Origin of the sequence: Paenibacillus xylanilyticus, from assembly GCF_009664365.1 — a bacterium.
GTDB lineage: Bacteria > Bacillota > Bacilli > Paenibacillales > Paenibacillaceae > Paenibacillus > Paenibacillus xylanilyticus_A.
This window is the reverse complement of sequence record NZ_CP044310.1, coordinates 2,153,958-2,172,699: the sequence shown is the minus strand read 5'-3', so window position 1 is coordinate 2,172,699 and position 18,742 is coordinate 2,153,958. Positions and strand designations below refer to the sequence as shown.

Annotated in this window: 16 protein-coding genes; 6 read left to right on the top strand and 10 right to left on the bottom strand. The window is 48.0% G+C overall.

The genetic code is table 11. From position 1 onward, the window contains the following. Nucleotide 1: 1 nt before the first annotated feature. Together F4V51_RS09915 and F4V51_RS09910 are read right to left on the bottom strand one after the other, a co-directional pair. Nucleotides 2–1,450, bottom strand: a complete 1,449-nt coding sequence (locus F4V51_RS09915) for an aryl-sulfate sulfotransferase (RefSeq protein WP_153977841.1) — start codon at nt 1,448–1,450, stop codon at nt 2–4. A gap of 51 nt (nt 1,451–1,501) precedes the next feature. Then, nucleotides 1,502–2,059 (bottom strand): MarR family winged helix-turn-helix transcriptional regulator, encoded by a 558-nt coding sequence (locus tag F4V51_RS09910; protein WP_153977840.1) that lies wholly within the window; start codon nt 2,057–2,059, stop codon nt 1,502–1,504. A gap of 354 nt (nt 2,060–2,413) precedes the next feature. Here F4V51_RS09910 and F4V51_RS09905 point away from each other — a divergent pair, with 354 nt between their 5' ends. Continuing rightward, nucleotides 2,414–2,821: an SHOCT domain-containing protein gene (locus F4V51_RS09905; protein ID WP_153977839.1), complete on the top strand. Its 408-nt coding sequence runs from the start codon at nt 2,414–2,416 to the stop codon at nt 2,819–2,821. Between the two features lie 109 nt (nt 2,822–2,930). Here F4V51_RS09905 and F4V51_RS09900 read toward each other — a convergent pair whose 3' ends face one another. The 6 genes from F4V51_RS09900 to hemE form a co-directional block, all read right to left on the bottom strand. Continuing rightward, nucleotides 2,931–3,563 carry a fumarylacetoacetate hydrolase family protein gene (locus tag F4V51_RS09900; protein WP_153977838.1) on the bottom strand — a complete coding sequence of 211 codons (633 nt, stop codon included), beginning with the start codon at nt 3,561–3,563 and terminating at the stop codon, nt 2,931–2,933. A gap of 51 nt (nt 3,564–3,614) precedes the next feature. Further along, nucleotides 3,615–4,358 (bottom strand): glycerophosphodiester phosphodiesterase, encoded by a 744-nt coding sequence (locus tag F4V51_RS09895; protein WP_153977837.1) that lies wholly within the window; start codon nt 4,356–4,358, stop codon nt 3,615–3,617. Between the two features lie 34 nt (nt 4,359–4,392). Continuing rightward, nucleotides 4,393–5,817 carry a CapA family protein gene (locus F4V51_RS09890; RefSeq protein ID WP_153977836.1) on the bottom strand — a complete coding sequence of 475 codons (1,425 nt, stop codon included), beginning with the start codon at nt 5,815–5,817 and terminating at the stop codon, nt 4,393–4,395. A gap of 164 nt (nt 5,818–5,981) precedes the next feature. Continuing rightward, nucleotides 5,982–7,406 carry a protoporphyrinogen oxidase gene (gene hemY / locus F4V51_RS09885; protein WP_153977835.1) on the bottom strand — a complete coding sequence of 475 codons (1,425 nt, stop codon included), beginning with the start codon at nt 7,404–7,406 and terminating at the stop codon, nt 5,982–5,984. After that, complete coding sequence (gene hemH, locus F4V51_RS09880; protein ID WP_153977834.1) at nt 7,406–8,356, bottom strand: ferrochelatase; 951 nt, start codon at nt 8,354–8,356, stop codon at nt 7,406–7,408. Before hemH ends, hemY begins: the two co-directional genes overlap by 1 nt. Next, entirely contained in the window at nt 8,349–9,413 is a 1,065-nt protein-coding gene (hemE, locus tag F4V51_RS09875) for a uroporphyrinogen decarboxylase (RefSeq protein ID WP_153977833.1), read from the bottom strand. The genes hemH and hemE overlap by 8 nt, the downstream gene beginning before the upstream one ends. 194 nt (nt 9,414–9,607) lie before the next feature. Here hemE and F4V51_RS09870 point away from each other — a divergent pair, with 194 nt between their 5' ends. Continuing rightward, complete coding sequence (locus F4V51_RS09870) at nt 9,608–10,819, top strand: MFS transporter (RefSeq protein WP_153977832.1); 1,212 nt, start codon at nt 9,608–9,610, stop codon at nt 10,817–10,819. Nucleotides 10,820–10,908: 89 nt separating this feature from the next. On the opposite strand, the gene F4V51_RS09865 is transcribed toward F4V51_RS09870, so the two are convergent. After that, nucleotides 10,909–12,114, bottom strand: coding sequence for a cytochrome P450 (locus F4V51_RS09865; RefSeq protein WP_153977831.1), 1,206 nt, complete (start codon nt 12,112–12,114; stop codon nt 10,909–10,911). Nucleotides 12,115–12,536: 422 nt separating this feature from the next. Between F4V51_RS09865 and F4V51_RS09860 the strand changes: the two genes are divergently transcribed. Further along, a complete protein-coding gene (locus F4V51_RS09860) occupies nt 12,537–13,751 on the top strand; it encodes an asparaginase (protein WP_095358945.1) in 1,215 nt (404 codons plus the stop codon). A 125-nt stretch (nt 13,752–13,876) separates the two neighbouring features. On the opposite strand, the gene F4V51_RS09855 is transcribed toward F4V51_RS09860, so the two are convergent. Beyond that, on the bottom strand, nt 13,877–14,509 hold the full coding sequence (locus tag F4V51_RS09855; RefSeq protein WP_153980635.1) for an O-methyltransferase: 633 nt from the start codon (nt 14,507–14,509) through the stop codon (nt 13,877–13,879). Between the two features lie 240 nt (nt 14,510–14,749). Between F4V51_RS09855 and F4V51_RS09850 the strand changes: the two genes are divergently transcribed. The 3 genes from F4V51_RS09850 (at nt 14,750) to F4V51_RS09840 (ending at nt 18,582) form a co-directional block, all read left to right on the top strand. Further along, complete coding sequence (locus F4V51_RS09850; protein ID WP_095358946.1) at nt 14,750–15,901, top strand: THUMP domain-containing class I SAM-dependent RNA methyltransferase; 1,152 nt, start codon at nt 14,750–14,752, stop codon at nt 15,899–15,901. Nucleotides 15,902–16,102: 201 nt separating this feature from the next. Continuing rightward, the gene (locus tag F4V51_RS09845; RefSeq protein WP_153977830.1) at nt 16,103–18,097 is read left to right on the top strand and encodes an LTA synthase family protein; all 1,995 of its coding nucleotides are present in this window, start codon (nt 16,103–16,105) and stop codon (nt 18,095–18,097) included. 59 nt (nt 18,098–18,156) lie between these two features. Continuing rightward, a complete protein-coding gene (locus F4V51_RS09840; protein ID WP_153977829.1) occupies nt 18,157–18,582 on the top strand; it encodes a cytidine deaminase in 426 nt (141 codons plus the stop codon). Nucleotides 18,583–18,742: the final 160 nt, after the last annotated feature.

The window sequence follows — 18,742 nt, the reverse complement described above, 5'->3', positions numbered from 1 at the left end:
GTTAACTGCCTTGTTTTCCTTCATCGGATGTTGCTACGCAAGCAGCTCCTTCAACAAACGGCAGTGTTGTCTCTACATTGACTACCGAGTCAGAGCCTTTGGCTGCTGCTCCCGGCACTCTGTAGACCGATACATCAATGGCTTCGATCGCCACCTCTTCAGGCTTCTCGAGTTGAGGAACCCATTGATATGGAACCCGGTACGAACGGTAAACCATATTGGTATTACGCCCATCCTTGTACGGAGAAATATACTCCCACACCAGCTCATGCTCTGCAGTAACTTCAAACAATCGGCCATTGGACCCTTCGGTAATCAAGGTGTTACCGTTAGGCAAGCGCTGGGCTGAGCTTATATATGGGCTGTAGAATTTATAAGAATCGGTTGGAACGGAAAATCCAGCTTCAGCAGAGGTATATTGCCACACAATCTCCAGTGTCAACGGGTCAATCTCAAGTACGCGGGAATGATCACGAACCGCGTGTTTCAAGCCATATGGAGAAGCCGGATTCGGAAGACCATAACCTGCCCATCCTCCATTATCAAACACCAGCAGATTGCCCTCGCCCGGCAGTCCTTGAGGAATGATATGCGCATGATGCTGTCCGATAATGGTGCCGATATGCTTCGCTTCAGGAGAGGAATAATCCGGGCCGAGTTTCCAAACAATCTTGCCGCTCTGTCTGTCCGTAATGGCAATAATGTTGGCTTCTCTGGCATCCCATATGATGTTTTCCGGGTTAAAGCGCTCGTCTCCCGCTTCATAGAACCGGTTAGGCCCAACATAGGAAGCCGAGTTAATATGCAGCCAATCACCTACACCCCCGCCAAGGTGACCAAATGAACGCGTATTCGGGTCACGATACAATACATTACGTGCTGCCTCGTCAAAGCCCAATTCTTCAAAATGCTCGTTCGGAAGCCATTCCCACAACACATTGCCTTCCCAATCCACTTCAATAATGGCATCATCAAGCAAAGGTTTATCCGAAATTTGCGGATTGCTTACGTTTTTGTGCGCCAGGATCAGTGTCTTGCCACCCTGTGTTTTCGGAGCAAGGCCAGGAGCATAATACCCTACCGGATTGCCCTCACGCTGATAATCATGGTGCTGGCGGGCGTACCACAATGGTTCGTATCCCGGATCTTCAATATGTTCGTAGCTATTGTATTTCCACACGATGTTGCCATCCCAGTCCACCTGAACCAGGTCCACATTATCCTGAATACCGAACTTTGGATCTCTTCTGCCCGTGCTTCCCAGCACATAACCTCCGGGGAAAATCTTGGCCGGAAATCCGAGCAGTCCTTTCCAGAGGTGAACTTCCTTACCGTTCATATCAATTAATACAACGCCTTCTTCACCTGCCTGGTACACGGTGTAACCACCCCAAGCCTTTTCCGGATTATACAGCGTTGCTCCTGTTGGATAAATTGTTGAGTGTCCCATCGTTCTCATCTCTCCCTTGGATTGTTAGATTCATTCACTACAGTTCAAGCATCAATAACTGAGATAGTTGTTCTTTCCGGAATTCCCCTTTCGCTTCTGTTCAAGGTCGTTGTCCACAGACGGATCTGTCTCATCTCTCGTGTTGCTCTCGGCAAGCTCCAGCAGTGTATCTGAGAATCCTTCCAGATTCGCGATCACCCGCTCATACAATTGGCTTTGCTGTTCCAGTTCCGCAGTGGTGAATCCTTCAAACAGAAGCGTGATACATCGGGCACCGATATTGCTATTGCGGGCATACATCTCCCGACCTTTGGCAGTTATATCGAGCAGGACGGTACGGCGATCGTCTTCCTTGCGTCTGCGGATCGTTAATCCCTTTTTCTCCAGCTTATCAGTCAGTGCAGTAATGGCACCGGAAGTGAAATCCAATTGATCGGCCAGGTCGCCAAGCCGCTGTTCTCCTTCACGAATGATTTTGTGCAGGATGAGCATACCCGGCAGGCTAATGCCTTCCACCGTTATGCGATCCCGCTCCTTGACGAATCGTCTGACCATCTTGCGAAACAGCCAATCCGTTTTCTCCAACGCATCCCAATCTCTCTCGTTCATCTCATTTCCTCCTATCCAGCCGAAACGTTAGCAAGTACGCAAAAAGGCTCCCGAAGACATTCCATATGGAGTAGTCCCGGGAGCCTTTGGTGGTCCAATCAGCTCGCATCCGTATTCAAATTTATTTCACTGTTCATTTAATGAGTGTTAAAATAATTGAGTTCATCATATAACCTACTAACCCAACCTGTCAAGTAAGAATTAAAAGTTATTTATTCTTTTTTGTCTGTTAGGATTTTTTATGCCATTTTAAGTTTCACTTCAGCTTCTCCGGTTAAACTAATCTCAGATCAAAACAACAAGATTAAGCTACGATTCCCTTCGTACTTAAATAGAGAAGCGAGGATGACAGGAATGAATATAAAACGTGTAATGTTTGTGGGTACGATGATTGTGACCATGTCTTTTGCAGGAACCGCCTGGAGCAAATCAGCCATTTCTCCGATTCCCTTGACGGAGTGGTCCATCGTAAGTATTAATACCAAGGATGATAACAAGAATGAGCTGCTGACTGCACTGAACCACTCCTCCGAGGAAGATCTGTATCAGGATCTGTACGCAGGCAAATCACTCAAAACCATTGCCGACGAGAATGATGGAGATTTCAGTCAGGTCGTGGCTTTGCAGGTCAACCAACTCAGGCAGCAGCTGGATGATCGTCTGGCAAGCGGAAGTATCACCCAAGAGCAATATGAGGCACAACATGCGGAAATCGAACAAATTGTTCTGGAAAGCGCCCGTACCTCTTATGAGTGGACCTAACGCGTACAGATGCGTATTTATTCATCTTCTATGATCATGTCAAAAAGGAGCGGTTTCCCGCCCCTGAATGGATGACTGTATAATTATAATTCATACGAAACTCAAAAAATTATTTCGCAGCTGCAATGGTACATTTTCCAACGGATTGACCATCCCAGGCGAGCTCAAGCACATCTCCCTCTACGGTTGGCCCCACACCCTCCGGTGTCCCGGTGAAGATGATATCACCTGCGCCAAGGCCATAGTGATGTCCTACATAATCCACAATGTGTTGAAGATCAAAAATCATGTTGCGTATGTTGCCTCGCTGCACTTCAACACCATTTTTGGTCAGCGTAAAGTCTTTTTCAAGCAAAGCTTCCGTACCGGAAAAGGCCTGAAAACCGCTTACAGGTGCGGAATTTTTGAATCCTTTGGCCGCAGTCCACGGGTGGCCTTTCTTCTTGATGACCGACTGTACATCACGCAGCGTAAAATCGATGCCAAATGCGTACGATTCGATCAAATCCTCTACAGCAACCCCTGGTTCATAATTCTCGCCGATTTGAACGACCAGTTCAGCTTCATAGTGAACCTCCCCACGGGAAGCAGGCAATTCAATTGCCTCTCCGTTCATGGGTACAACCGCATGCGAAGGCTTCATGAAGATCATCGGTTCATCCGGAACTGCGTTACCCAACTCTTCCGCATGAAGTTTATAATTGCGTCCTACACAGTATACGTTACGAATCGTTGAGAGCATCGAAATACGACCACCTTTATTGGATTAATTAGCGAATATGGACCCTAACCTTTACGCCCGGTTGCTCGACTTTTGCAACGCCTGATCCCAAGCGTCAGGACGATTCGTGCACAGCATGAGTTCAGGATCAATTGCAGCGAGGCGTTTCATAATGATCTTATCATCTACGGTCCAGGCCATGACCTGAATGCCATCGTTTTTCATTTCTCGCATCAGTGATTTATCCACGTTGGTATAACCGATCGATAGGAATCCACATTGCAGCTGACGAAGTCTCGCTAATAGATCACCCGGACGAGCATCAATGATGAGACCTGTCGTGATTTCAGGTGCGATTTTTTTGGATTCAGCCAGCGCAGCAGGTTCAAAGGAAGTGAAAACGACTTCGGCCTGCATGTTTCTTTTGCGTACTTCCTCAATAACGGCTGCCGGCAAGCCCGGATACATGTCTCCTTGCGTTTTCAGCTCAATATTCAGACGTACTTTGCCCTTGCAGCTATCCAACACTTCGCTGAGAGCCGGTACGCGTTCCCCCGCATATGCCTTGGACTTCCAGCTCCCTGCATCCAGCTTCTGAATGTCAGACCAGTTCGTCTCCCGTACAAGCCCTTCTCCATTCGTCGTCCGGTTGAACGAAAAGTCATGGATGACTACAGGCACGCCGTCCCGGGACAATTGCACATCCAGTTCGATCCAAGTTACATAAGGCTGCTCCATGGCCAGCTGAAAAGCTGCCATCGTATTCTCAGGTGCTGTGGAAGAAAATCCACGGTGTGCTACACATAGGTTACTCATGTATTCCCACTCCTTAGATGTATTCATTCTTGTATCAGCTTGTTGAAGCTACTCCATTTGTGTCAAACCGAATGCCTGGCGAGAGCTTAGTCATCTGCTCCAATAACAGCTTATTGGCCTCACCTAACATTGGTATGGCTTGACCAAGCCCTGCCTCATATGGAATGACCTTCATGCTGCACTTCGCTTCCGCGCTGCATTCTGCCTGAAAAACAGCTGTTTTCCAGGTTTCTTCCGTCGTTGATTTCGAAAAAATAAAATTGCCTGTGCTATATGCGATCCACTTGCCCTTATAATACTCTACTCCTTGAAGCACGTGAGGATGCCCACCAATGACGAGATCAGCCCCAGCATCCACAAATTCATGTGCCAGTCTGGTCTGATCATCATTGGGTGTACTGACTCGCTCTTCTCCCCAATGTGCTACCACGATTACAAGATCCGCCTTCTGACGAGCTTCTTGAATCGCGTTTACCGCCCCTGTAGAATCATAGGTTTCTGCAACACCGGCGCGATTCCCTTCCGCTTTCCAGGTCGGTTCCGGCACAACCCGGCTGAAGCCAAGCAGTGCGATCTTGATGCCTTTCCGTTCCAGATAGGCAGGCGCATAAGCCTCGTTCCTGTTCATCCCGGCCCCAGTATGCGCAATACCATACTCCTGAAGATAGGTTAGCGTGTCGACGAGCCCTTCAACACCTTGGTCCAAAATGTGATTGTTGGCCAGATTTACTGCGTCAAATCCCGCAGCAGCCATCGCTGCCAATGCTTTTGGCGAAGATTTGTAAACATATGTTTTGTTCTCAGCAGCTGACCCGCCCAGAGTGACGGGTGTCTCCAGGTTGCCTACAGTCAGATCATCATTCTTGAACAGGCTGCCAAGCTTGGCATAAGGGTAATCGTAGCCATTCTTCTCCAGCAGTTCGGCCACCTTGCCAGAGAACTGAATATCACCAACAAAATTAATGGTTACATTCTTCCCTGATCCTGTAGGCTGTGGAACCGTTGTTTGGGCTCCGGAACTTTCATTGCTCTTCGGATTTGATGGTTTGGCTGTTCCCGTCCCTTTTTGCCCTTCTTCGGACCCTTGATCAGACTCCTTACCGCCTGACTCCGTAGTTTCACCGCCGGATGAAACGCTCTCATCTTCAGCAGTTTCTGACTCCGGACTGGTTACTTCCATAGAATCTTGTTCTGCATCCGAATCTGCCTCTGACTCCGCTTCAGGCGAATTCAGCTCATCGCCACCTTTGGCATCCTCCTGATCCTCAGGTTGTTGCTCTTTTACTACAGCTTCATTTGTTGCCGGCTCCGCTTGCTGCTTCTGCACCTCTGCTGCGTAATATATGCCTACCCCTCCGATTGCAGCAATCAGAAACAGATTGATCATCCAGATAATACGTCTGCGTGCACGTTTTTCTTTTTTCTTTTGATTACTTCGATTTGATCTTGGGGGATACATAGGCAGCTCCTCTTCTTCTACAGCAATCCTTTATCATTATATCAGGCATATCCTGGATTTCCATCATTCAATTCACTTGTAAATAAATATCCTGCATGAAAAAAAGCTGCCTCTCCTACAGAATGAATTCATTCCGCAGGAGAGGCAGCCTTATAGTGATTGCATTAATGCACAGCCAGCTTCTGAACTGCCTGAAGCGACATTTCTTTTGCCTGTTTGATACAGTCCGGCAAACCTACGCCTTCATAACCAGCACCTGCAATGTAGACACCCGGCAGCTTACTGCCAAGTTCCTCACGCAGTGCGGCAATATGCTGAAGGTGGCCTACGGGATACTGTGGCATCGATTTGCGTAGGCGGGTAATCTCCGAGAAGATCGGAACGGCCTCTACATCCATCGTTTCCCGCAGATCCTTGAGCACCAGAGCTGTCAGTGCATCATCGGGAAGTTCAACATTTTGCTCGTCACCCGAGCGGCCGACATAACAACGCAGCAGCACTTTGTCATCCGGACTGGTGTGCAGCCATTTGGTCGATGTCCAGGTACAGGCTGTAATATTCCGCCCTTCCTTGCGTGGAACGAGGAAGCCTGAACCATCAAATACATGTTCAATATCCTTTTTCTCAAAAGCAAGAACCACATTGGCTACGGATACGTAATTAATTGCATCCAGCGCAGAGGTGTCCACATGCGGTTTGAGCAGTTCGGATGCCACATACGTCGGGACTGTAACAATCACGTCATCCGCTTCAATACGCTCCCCGTTATTGAGCTGCACACTGTACCTCGTTTGACCACCTTGCTGAACATCCAATGAGAGAACAGACGTATTCAGGCGTTGGTCCACATCCTGCATATCGTGAACCAAGGCATGAACAAGACTCTGAAGTCCTTGGCGAAAATTCAAGAACGCGCTTTTCTTCGTTCCCGTATGTGTCTCCGCAGGTTTACGACCTGTCATCATGCCGCGGATCAGACTACCATAATCCCGTTCCACTTCACCGAATTGCGGGAATGTTGCCTGAAGACTCAGACGACGCATATCCCCGGCATAAATACCGGCAAGCAGTGGCTCGGTCAGGTTTTCAAGCACCTCCGGACCGAGACGCCGTTCAATCATGTAACCGAGGGATTCATCTTCCGCGCTACGGCGCGGTGGAATAAAGAAATCCATCAACGCCCGCAGCTTGCCAGCCGGAGAAACCAGGCCACTTCTCAGAAACGGCTTCAACTCTGTTGGTATTCCGAGCACAAGTCCAGCAGGCATGGGATGAAGCTTGCCCCGCTGCATAATATACGTTTTTTTGGATTCCGGATTCTGGCTTACCAGTTCATGATCCATTTCCAATTCCTTGGCAAGATCAATCATGGCCGTTTTGCGGGCCAGGAATGAATCGGGTCCTTTCTCAATGACAAATCCATCCCGGTGCAGCGTCTCAATCATTCCACCCATGGACGAACTTTTTTCAATCAGTGTAATTTGCGGTTCAATCCCGGCTTCCCGGTAATGCTTCCGAATATAAAATGCCGCGCTGAGGCCGGTCAGGCCTCCACCAACGACAACAACACGACGTTTCCGGTCTTCCATTACACATCCGACCCTTGCTGCCACTGGCTTATGATAACGTCGCTTAACGTTTCCATATAGAGAGGATCGCTGTTGAGCGAATCGATCCGCATTAAGCGCATGTCAATCTCCTTGGCAATCGCTTTGGCCTCAATATCCAGATCATAGAGTACTTCAAGATGATCAGAGACGAATCCAATAGGTGCAACCAGCACATCCTCAACCTGTTCGCGGGACAGTTCCTGCAGTGTGTCCAAAATATCCGGACCAAGCCACGGCTCAGCGGTACGTCCAGCGCTTTGCCATGTAAATTGCCAATTGCTGATACCAACACGTGATGCAATGACTTCGGAGGTTTCAAGCAGTTGCTGCGGATAAGGATCTCCCAGACTTACGATCCGCTCAGGCAAGCTGTGTGCACTGAACAAGACTCGTACATCACCACGCTTCGCACCAGCCTCTTCGAATTCATCCAGCTTGTCACTGACACGGGAAGAGAGAGCCTGGATCAGCTTAGGATGCAGGTGGTAACTCTCAACAAATGTCATTTGAATTCCCAGTTCCTCTGCTTTTTCACGAGCTCGCTTGATGTAGCTGCCCACACTCATTGTGGAATAGTGAGGAGCAAGTACAACACCGATTGCTGTCTGAATTCCGTCCTTCGCCATCTGTTCCACACCATCTTCAATAAATGGATGAGCATGCTTCAGACCTTGATAACAACGGAACTCAACTCCGTTCGTACGTTCATCCTGGCTCAGCGTCTCCTGCAGGGCCTTAACCTGATTATCGGTATTTTCACGAAGCGGGAAAACGCCCCCAACGATAGCCTCATACCGATCCGTCAGTTCCTTCAGTTGTTCCGGCTCAGGCGGACGTCCTCTACGAATATGTGTGTAGTACGCTTCAATACTTTCCATATTTTCAGGTGTGCCATAAGACATCACCAGTACACCTACGGTATTAGTCATTGCTAACCGTCACCCCCGTCTTCAAAACTTCTGCAGAATATTCATGAATATATGCCGTAAGTTCTCTCAATTTCTCAAGAGAAGCTTCCGGGAACAAGCCATGTCCCAGATTAAAAATATAACCTGGCTCCTTGATACCTTCATCAATAATGACTTTTGCCTGCTGCTTAATCAAATCCATCGGTGCTGTCAGCACATAGGGATCCAGATTGCCTTGTACGGCAAATTTGCCACCCAGTCTCTTGCGGCCTTCTGTGATGGAAACTCTCCAGTCCAGACCGATTACATTGGCTTGCAGATCCGTCAGAGTCGGTAGCAGTTCACCGGAGGCCACACCAGGGAAATAGATTTTCGGTACATTCAAATCCGATAATTCGGTAAAGATACGGGTAATCGTCGGCAACACATACGTTTTGAAATCATTTGGAGAAAGGGCTCCAACCCAGCTGTCGAATAGCTGAAAAGCCTTGCCTCCATTAGCAATGTGTGCACGGACATATGTAATTACCATATCACCTAGTTTTTGCATGAGCTTATGCCATACTTCAGGCTCGCTGTACATCATGGTTTTGGTCCGAATGTAGCCCTTGGAAGGACGACCCTCGATCAGATAACTGGCAATGGTAAACGGTGCGCCCGCAAATGTGATGAGGGGAACATCCAATTCCTTGTCCAGAATCCGAATGGTTTCCAAAATATGCGACAGGTCCCCCTCGACATCAATCGGACGCAGACGATCCACATCTGCCGCCGAACGTATAGGGTTATCAATAACGGGACCAATGTTTTTTACAATATCAAAATCAATGCCCAAAGACGCAACCGGATTCATAATATCGGAGTACAAAATAGCCGCATCCACACCGAGTTTACGTACCGGCATGAGTGTAACTTCAGCTGCTAGCTCTGGCCTGCGGCAAATTTCGAGCAAAGAGTACTTTTCCTTAATTTTACGATATTCAGGATCATAACGCCCAGCCTGACGCATGTACCACACAGGAACACGGTCTACTTGCTGCTTGAAGCTGGCTCGAATCAAACGATCATTATAGCTCATGTAAGAAGCCTCCAATAGTTTTTGGACTCATAACTCTCATTATGCCCTTTTTGAAGAGCTGTAACAACCACGTGCCGCTCTGTTCCGATGACAATACTATGACATTCCTTACATCGAATCATCCATATGCCAATTATGGTATAATGAAAGAATGGTGTTTTTTCCACGAATTACAGAAAGGAAGTGAAAGCACTTTGAAAACTTGGAAAGTAAACCTCATCGTGCTTTGGTTTGGACAGTTTCTGGTCAACTCGGGCATGACCATGATTACGCCTTTTTTATCCCTATACCTTGCCAAGGATTTAGGCGTCGTCGGTGAGCACGAGATTGGCATATGGGCGGGATTTATATTTGCTGCCAATTTCCTCACTTCATTTTTGTTCCAGCCCTTGTGGGGCAAACTGTCCGATAAGTATGGACGTAAAATTATGCTGCTGCGCTCCGGATTCGGGATGGCGATTGTGATCGCGCTCATGGGGTTTGCCCAAAATCCGTGGCAGCTCCTCTTGTTGCGTTTGCTCAACGGTACCATCTCCGGTTTTAATCCGGCAGCCGTTTCCCTGATCTCGGGAACAACGCCCAAGGATCGTATGGGTTTCGCCATGGGGATAAGTCAGTCCGGACAGGTAGCCGGAACGATTCTCGGTCCGCTGATCGGCGGTTTGCTCGCAGATGCCGTTGGCTTCCGGCCCATATTCTACATTACAGGCGGCCTCATCTTTGCTGCATCACTGCTGGCCATGTTCCTTGTTCGGGAAAAATTCGACCGCAAGGAAGCGGCCAAACTGCCGGAACAATCCGTATTGTCCGGACTGAAGGAATTAAACAAGTCACCACAGCTGCCCGCATTGTTTGCTGTAACGTTCCTGCTGCAGTTTGCGATGATTAGTCCCATGTCACTCTTGCCGCTGTATGTACAGAAGCTGCATGCATCGGATGTAAACGTGGCATTCTGGGCCGGTCTTGTCGGTGCTGTCACCGGACTATCCAACATGGCCATGTCTCCCATACTCGGCAAGCTCAGTGATCGTATTGGCGCACATAAGGTACTGACCTTCTCTCTTATAGGTACGGGACTGCTGCTAATACCACAAGCCTTCGTACAAACGGTATGGCAGCTCATTTTGGTGCGTTTCGCCATGGGTGTATTCATGGGTGGATTGCTGCCTAGCGTCAACGCCTTGATTCGAGCCTACACTCCAGATGGCATGATCAGTCGTGCTTTCAGTTTCAATACGAGTACGCTCGCTCTCGGGAATATGCTCGGAGCCGTAATTGGCGGTTTTATGGCAGGATTTATCGGCATTGAGGGATTGTTTATCGTATCTGGCGGACTCCTGTTAATCAATATGGTATGGGTTCGAATCAAACTATACAAAAAGCCTGCTCTCGTCAGGGAATCCTGAGCAGGACATTCCTTCACTTGGAACGCATCACAAAAGCCGCATTCATTGCCCTAGGGACATAGAATGCGGCTTTTTTCGTTATCACTTTGTTAAGACTGCTTAACGTGCTCAAATAGAATAGGGTATTCCTTCACACCAAATACAAACGCACTCTGGATTGGCTGCAGTGTCGTTCCCGGAACAAGCTTGATATCCTGCATCTGCTGCAGCATGGTGTGGAGTACAACTCTCGCCTCCAGACGGGCTAACGGGGCTCCCAGGCAAAAGTGAATGCCAAATCCAAATCCCATGTGCCGGTTCGGTTTGCGATCCTCGATAAATTGTTCTGCATCGCCGAAAACTTCGCTATCCCGATTGGCCGAACCCACCCACGAAATTACCTGAGTTCCCTCCTGAATGGTCTGCCCGTTCAATTCAACCGTTTCTTTAGCTACACGTCCAATCGCAACAATCGGCGGGTAGTAACGCAGCGTCTCCTCAACAGCTGATGCAACGTGCTCAGGATGTTCACGCAGCCGCTGCTGCAGCTCGGGTTGTTCAGCAAGAATGCGAACTGCATTGGTAATCAGATTGGTCGTCGTTTCATTACCTGCTGCAAGCAGCAAAATGCAAAAACCAACCAGTTCCTCCTCGCTCAGCTTCTTCCCTTCAATCTCTGCTGCCAGCAGCAAAGAGATCAAATCATCCTGCGACTCCTGCCTGCGTTCTTCCATAATGGCTGTAAAATAGATGGCCAGTTCCTGTTGATTACGTTTTTTCTCTTCCATAAGCTCCTGGAAAGCTTCATCACTGTCATCGCGTGCCCCTTTAACCAAGGCGTCCGACCATATTTTAAACTTCTGCCGGTCTTTTGCAGGGACTCCCAGGAGTTCCGCAATGACGATAACAGGCAGCGGAGTCGCCAGATCATCGACGAGGTTCATTTGACCTTGGGACAACCGGGGAGTGAGTAATTCATCGGCAATCTCCTGAATGCGCGGAGCAAGCGCTTCTATGGCCTTCGGTGTGAATGCCTGATTAACCAAGTCCCTTAACTGCTTGTGTTTGGGCGGATCCGTTGTAAGCATACTGGTGTTTGCACGATCACGTGCGGAAGAAAACAACTTGGGATTTTTCAGTACGTACTGCACATCTTCATAACGAAAGATATCCCAGCATTCACGGTGCTCATCGTATCGGACTGGAGTATTCTCACGAAGTTCGGCGTACACCTGGAAGGGAGATAGCTGCTGCTCAACCCCTTCCAGTTCCCGGATCGGAATATAATTGGCATACTTTCTGGGTGCTCGGTTCATCGTCATTCCTCCAATCGCTAATATATATTTATTTACATATAATGAACACCATATATTATAGACTTTACTGTAAGGCCATACAAATATTTGGCAATAATTGAGCCTCTTCTCCTAGGGAAGCCATTTAAATCCCACGAACCTCATTTTTCAATCAGGATAAAAGTCTTATATGTCATTTTAATTAACATAAAAACCACTAATTAGCTTTACCCCTCCTTTCATTTCTACTTTTATTGATATATATTTATTCATTTAACCTTATAAATAGTAGTTTTTCTCTGAATATCTATCGATTTAACCTTATAATATCTGTTTTTCTACTATTGTCATATTAGTTAACATAAAATACAATCATCTCAATTGATTTACATAGTCTTCTGAACAAACATCACATGTTACTAACCTGAAGGAGAGTGCTAATTATGAGTAAACATTCAAATCTTCGTCCCTGGGCTGTATGGAGTACTGCCGCTTTAACCGCTCTGACCATCTCTTTGTCCCCGGTCGGAACCTATGCCGCTCAAGCAGCTACTGTTGAAGTGAGCGGAACAACCAGTGCGGTACAGTCCACTTCACCTACTACTCCAGCACGGAATACGTCCATTCCCGCCTTGCCTCAATCCTCCAAACAATCTGCATTACCTAATGTACTTGTCATTGGAACAGGCGGAACGATTGCAGGTCAATCCGAGGATGCGACCAGCTTCCAAAATTACAAGGCAGGCACACTCCCCATTGAAGAAATGGTTGATGCGCTTCCCGACAAACAGAAGATAGCAGATGTTAGCACACTTCAATTCGGCAACTCAGGTTCTGGTTCATATACAATGGCAGATCTATACGATCTATCCCTTACCGTAGATAAGGCACTTGCACAGTATGACAGTGTCGTGGTTACGACAGGGACGGATACCATGGAGGAGATCGCTTATTTCCTTGACATGACGGTGCAGAGCGATAAGCCTGTGGTCATTACCGGCTCCATGCGACCTTGGACTGTTATCGGTTCAGATGCCCAAGCGAACCTGTACAATGCCATCAAACTTGCGGGCAGCGGGCGTACTACCTCGTTCGGAACGGTATTGATGCTGAACGATACGATTCAGCTTGCACGTGGTGTAACCAAAACGAATGACTATCGTACGGATACTTTTGAGACACCAATGCTCGGTGCTGTTGGTTACATCGATGAAGAGAATATCCGAATCTACCGCGCTCCGGCACGTGCACTGAAGCCTGAAGGCACAGCCAAGCCGGCATTCGATCTGAGCAAGATTACGAAGGCTGACCTGGCGAAAGTTGAAATTGCCATCTCCTATCAGGAAGCTGGAGGGGAAGCGATCGAAGGTTTCGTACGTGGCGGAGCCAAAGGGATCGTAACCTCCGGTACCGGAGCAGGCGGTATTTCCAGAGCAATGGGACAAGCCCGTACAAAAGCTATTGAAGAGGGCGTCATCTTCGTAACCACGACCCGTACAGGTTCAGGAAGCGTATATGGCGGCGGCAACGGCGTCATTGCCGGGGACAACCTCAGCCCTCAACAGGCACGTATTTTGCTCATGCTCGGCCTGTCATTCAGTGATGATTTTGACACCATCAAAAAATGGTTTGAAACATACGGCACACCTGAAGTTTAATAGCTCTCATACCTTTATCCTAATTTTATAAAATGACAAAAAGAGATGAACCCGGGCCCTGTGATCAGGGATGTGTTCATCTCTTTTTTTTGCGTTTTCAGATGTTGTGTATTAATTTTCCACTTTTACTTCACCCAAGCCAGCGCCAAGCCATCATAATCCGGCAGCATGGTGGTGACAAGGCGCGGGTCACTCGCTATCTGCTCATTGAAACGACGCACTGCAAGCACAGCAGGACCCTGCTTGTCCGGATTCAGCGTACGACCACGCAGGAAACAATTATCACCTACAATGACAGCACCCGGCCGGGCCAGCTTAATGGCATAATCGAGATATACCGGATAATTTTCCTTATCTGCGTCAATAAAGAAAAAATCGAATGTGCGACCTTCCTGTTCCAATTGCTTCAGGCTGTCTGCCGCCGGGCCAATGCGATACTCTACCTTTTCGCCGAAGCCACCTTCCTCCAGATGCCCACGAGCCATCGCCGCGTATTCTTCTTTCAATTCCAGCGACGTCAGCGTTCCCCCTTCCCTCATACCGCGAGCAAGGCAAATTCCGCTGTATCCGCCCAATACGCCGATTTCCAGCACAGCCTCTGCCTTTGATGTCTTGGCGAGAAACGTAAGCAAACGGCCATAAGCCGGTGCAACCGACACCTCCGGCATGTTGTTTGAACGGATGGCCTCTTTTACCTTTAATAACAGCTCATCCTCTTGAAATAATTGATTTACATATTCGTCAGGGGTAAGATTCACCACGTATATCCTCCTTGGACACTTGGACTGCTTTCCTTATGGATGCCAATGTTCTATAATGAATGTTTGTTATCAACACAGGCGGTTAGACTACAGTATCACCTGCTTCTTAGCAAGCTAGTGCTCACCGCATTTCTCATTGTAAGTTTTTTCACGGAATGCGGCAAGGCCGCACCGTTACTATACAGCTGGATGAAGGCATCGTCCTCTTCCGCTTGAAATGGAGTTGAAATGAAACACATGGCTCAATTGCAATTAATTGCGACCTCAGCAATGGGACTTGAGGCTGTTGTAGCTCGGGAATTGAAACAGCTGGGGTATGAGGATGTTACGGTCGAGAACGGCCGGGTTGTATTTACTGGAGATTATATTGATATTTGCCGCTGTAACTTGTGGCTGAGAAGTTCTGACCGTGTCCTTATCAAGATGGGTGAATTCCCAGCAACCACATTTGACGAATTGTTTGAAGGTACCAAGGCACTCCCTTGGGAAGAATGGATCCCTGCGAACGGCGAATTCCCTGTCGAAGGCCGCTCCCACAAATCCCAACTGAGCAGCGTTCCTGCCTCTCAGGGTATCGTGAAAAAAGCGATCGTTGAGAAGCTGAAGCTGACGCATAACACCGAATGGTTCCCCGAGAACGGAGCTCGTTATGTCATTGAAGTGATTTTGCTGAATGACCGCGCCCTGCTTACACTCGACACGACTGGACCAGGACTTCACAAACGGGGTTATCGTAAACTCGTGACTGAGGCTCCGCTGAAAGAAACACTCGCTGCAGCGCTTATCCAGCTCAGCCGTTGGAACGTATCCCGCCCCTTCTATGATCCGTGCTGCGGTTCGGGCACCATGCTGATTGAAGCAGCCATGATCGGGTGGAACATCGCACCGGGACTGCGCCGCTCCTTCAACTCCGAGAATTGGGATGTCATCCCTAAAGAACTGTGGGAACAGGCTCGTGAGGAGGCATTTGATGCGGTTCGTGACGACGTTCCATTGCAGATTTCGGGTAGTGATATTGACCCTGAAGCGATCGAGGTAGCGCAGGCAGCGATCAAGAGTGCGGGATTTGCGAAGGATATTGAAGTCAGCGTACTGCCTGCACACCGGGCAAGACCTCAAGGGCAGTATGGTGTAATTATCACCAATCCGCCATATGGTGAACGCCTGAGCGAAGAGAAGGACGTCTTGAAGCTGATCCGCTCCTTAGGCCGCAGTTATCTCGAGATGCCGACTTGGTCCTTTTTTGCCATCACTTCAACCAAATCCTTCGAAGAAGCTTTTGGCCGTAAAGCGGATAAACGCCGCAAACTGTTTAACGGACGCATTGAGACCCAGTACTATCAGTACTTGGGACCATTACCTCCGCGGAATTCATCACCGAAACAGTAAGGATACGATGTAAAGAGAACGCTCCTGCCTTCATGGCTGGGGCGTTTTTTTGTACGGTTATGCAACCAACGATCTGCATGAAGCACATCTGCTAGGGGCATAGTTGAAATGCCATGAAGGAGAGCTATAATGAATGGAGCCCTGTTTTTACATTCCGTTAACATTAAATGAACAAAACACTGCAACTGGGAGGGAACCTAGATGGTCATCTCACAGCCTACACGCAGCATGACGCCGCGTAGGCTTCTTAATCATCCGCTTACGTTATATCTCATTTTTCTAGTGCTGATGCTGCTGAAACTCATGTGGCTTCATCACAACCTGCATGCCTATAACATCACCATGGGTCTTCTGGATAAAGTCATTGCGATTGGCTCTTTGCTGCTCCTGTCCTTCTGGACCTGGTGGTTGCCTAGACGGGGCATGATCTTATCTCTTGTCGTGCTCAATCTGCTCCTCACAGCGCTGATCTATGCCGATATGGTTTATTATCGATACTTTCAGGACTTTCTAACGATCCCTGTGTTAATGCAGGCCAGACAAGTTGACGCTCTGGGTGACAGCATTGCTACGCTCATACACGCCAGTGACTTGTGGTTCTTCGCAGACTGGCTTGCCATCATTCCGTATGGGGCCATCCTGCTATTCAGCAGGCGAAATCGTATCTCCCATTTGTCTACAACCAGTAACAGGTTGGGGGATTACTCCCATTACCGCGGCAAGAAAAGAGGCATGCGCAGACTCACTGCAGGCGGCATCGCCTTGGTGCTTGGACTATGTCTTGCGGTGGGGCCAATCTATTTTTACAGTAAAACGTGGGCCAAAGGGCTGTTCGACAATAATTGGTGGAACGTCTCCATGTACAACGTGACTGGGCTTCTCGCTTTCCATGGATATGATCTGTACAACTATGCAAAAGACCATATCGGTTCCGGCCCTGAAGCCGATCCTGCAGATGTCGAGCAAGCCAAATCCTTTTTTGCTGACAGACAGAATAACGCTTCTAGTGAAAATGCCCTGTTTGGCAAGTACAAGGATAGTAATCTCATCATCGTTCAAGGAGAAGCCTTCATGAATTTCATGATCGGGCAAAGTATCGGTGGTCAGGAAATCACGCCGCATTTTAACGAACTGATGAAGGAAAGCCAATATTACAGTCATTTTTATCACCAAACAGGTCAGGGCAGAACATCGGATGCCGATTTTGGAGCCAATATCTCACTCCACCCACTGCCTGTAGGATCAGCATTTGTTCGTTACGCTGACCACGCGTATGATTCTTTGCCTTCAATACTGAAGGACAATGGTTACAGCACCAATGTATTTCATGCGTACGAGAGCGGATTTTGGAACCGTTATACGATGTATCAGAACATGAACTATGACAAATTTTACAGCAAAAATGATTTTGAACAGGATGATCCGCTGGGCTGGTCCTTGTCCGATGAGTCTTTTTTCCGACAATCCGTTCAGAAGATGGACAGCGAGGTGACCGAGCCGTTCTATTCCTTCCTCATCACACTCAGCAGTCATCATCCATACGCACTTCCGCAGGATAAACAGCAGCTGGATGTAGGTGAGTTCGAGGGCACGATGTTTGGTGATTATCTGCAATCCGTTCATTATGTAGATTCCGCACTGGGCAGTATGGTGGAGGATCTGAAGAACCGGGGATTATGGGATAAAACCATCTTCATGTTCTATGGGGATCACGATAATTCGATCAAAGAACAAGCCCAGTATGAGCAGTTCCTTGGACGCTCCCTGAATGAACTGGATATGGAACAAATCATGAATGAGGTCCCGCTGCTGGTTCATCTGCCGGACGGAGCCGAGGCAGGAACCATAGACCAACCTGCTGGACAACTGGATATCACTCCATCGGCGCTTCATTTGCTCGGCATCCCAGATGAATATTATCACATGGGGAATGACATCTATGACGGATCAACCCGAACCGTTGTATTGCGAAGCGGTGCATTCACTGACGGTTCTGTATTTTATATCCCTTCAGACGATTATATTTACGAGAACGGTTCATGTTATGATCTGTCCACCCGCAACAAGACAAACATCAGTGCGTGCAATTCAGGACATGATGAAGCTTCGAAGAGATTGCATGTGTCCGATACCGTCATCACGTATGACCTGATCCGGCAATTCCGTGAAGAAAACAGCGCAGAACCTGCTTCCTAGATAAAGCTAATGCCAATGTCGTCGTATCTAGTTTTCAATTAAAGGAGAAACATAAAATCATGACAATTCAATCAGAACCCTTATCCATTGAACAAAAATTATATGATGAAGCAGCGAATTTTGTGAAGCATCGCTACCCTCAGGGTTGGGGTGGCGCAGCAGTAGTTTATACCGCAGCGGGTTCGCTGTTAATCAGCGTTGCTCCAGAAGTGATCAATGATGCCACACACCTGTGCATGGAGACGGGCGCCTACCTCGAAGCACATAAACTAAACGAGAGAGTTACTCACTCCATCTGCGTGGCACGAGATGACGAACATTCGGAATTCAAAGTTCTCACTCCTTGCGGGGTGTGTCAGGAACGTTTATTTTTCTGGGGTGAAGATGTCAAAGCCGCTGTATATGACCCGGATGGAAGGTTAATTTATAAAAGACTAGACGAAATCCAGCCTTACCACTGGTCCCAGGCATACCGGGATAAATAATGATATAGTTCTGCTTCTTTACGTATTTCAAGTATTCAGGTACTTTCGAATCGAAGACTTCAATCATAATTTACTACAAAAGTGTTAAGCGTGCAGCCCACTGCATGTTTAACACTTCTTTTTTGGGACCAGCCCGAGACCTGCCTTGCGTTATTTAGAA

Bases quoted from the DNA above. Each gene is read 5' to 3' on its own strand.
- F4V51_RS09840 (WP_153977829.1), top strand. From the start codon at position 18,157: ATGACAATTCAATCAGAACCCTTATCCATTGAACAAAAATTATATGAT.
- F4V51_RS09915 (WP_153977841.1), bottom strand. From the start codon at position 1,450: ATGGGACACTCAACAATTTATCCAACAGGAGCAACGCTGTATAATCCG.
- hemY (WP_153977835.1), bottom strand. From the start codon at position 7,406: ATGGAAGACCGGAAACGTCGTGTTGTTGTCGTTGGTGGAGGCCTGACC.
- hemE (WP_153977833.1), bottom strand. From the start codon at position 9,413: ATGAGCTATAATGATCGTTTGATTCGAGCCAGCTTCAAGCAGCAAGTA.
- F4V51_RS09910 (WP_153977840.1), bottom strand. From the start codon at position 2,059: ATGAACGAGAGAGATTGGGATGCGTTGGAGAAAACGGATTGGCTGTTT.
- F4V51_RS09845 (WP_153977830.1), top strand. From the start codon at position 16,103: ATGGTCATCTCACAGCCTACACGCAGCATGACGCCGCGTAGGCTTCTT.
- F4V51_RS09895 (WP_153977837.1), bottom strand. From the start codon at position 4,358: ATGAGTAACCTATGTGTAGCACACCGTGGATTTTCTTCCACAGCACCT.
- F4V51_RS09850 (WP_095358946.1), top strand. From the start codon at position 14,750: ATGGCTCAATTGCAATTAATTGCGACCTCAGCAATGGGACTTGAGGCT.
- hemH (WP_153977834.1), bottom strand. From the start codon at position 8,356: ATGACTAATACCGTAGGTGTACTGGTGATGTCTTATGGCACACCTGAA.
- F4V51_RS09860 (WP_095358945.1), top strand. From the start codon at position 12,537: ATGAGTAAACATTCAAATCTTCGTCCCTGGGCTGTATGGAGTACTGCC.
- F4V51_RS09905 (WP_153977839.1), top strand. From the start codon at position 2,414: ATGAATATAAAACGTGTAATGTTTGTGGGTACGATGATTGTGACCATG.
- F4V51_RS09900 (WP_153977838.1), bottom strand. From the start codon at position 3,563: ATGCTCTCAACGATTCGTAACGTATACTGTGTAGGACGCAATTATAAA.
- F4V51_RS09890 (WP_153977836.1), bottom strand. From the start codon at position 5,817: ATGTATCCCCCAAGATCAAATCGAAGTAATCAAAAGAAAAAAGAAAAA.
- F4V51_RS09865 (WP_153977831.1), bottom strand. From the start codon at position 12,114: ATGAACCGAGCACCCAGAAAGTATGCCAATTATATTCCGATCCGGGAA.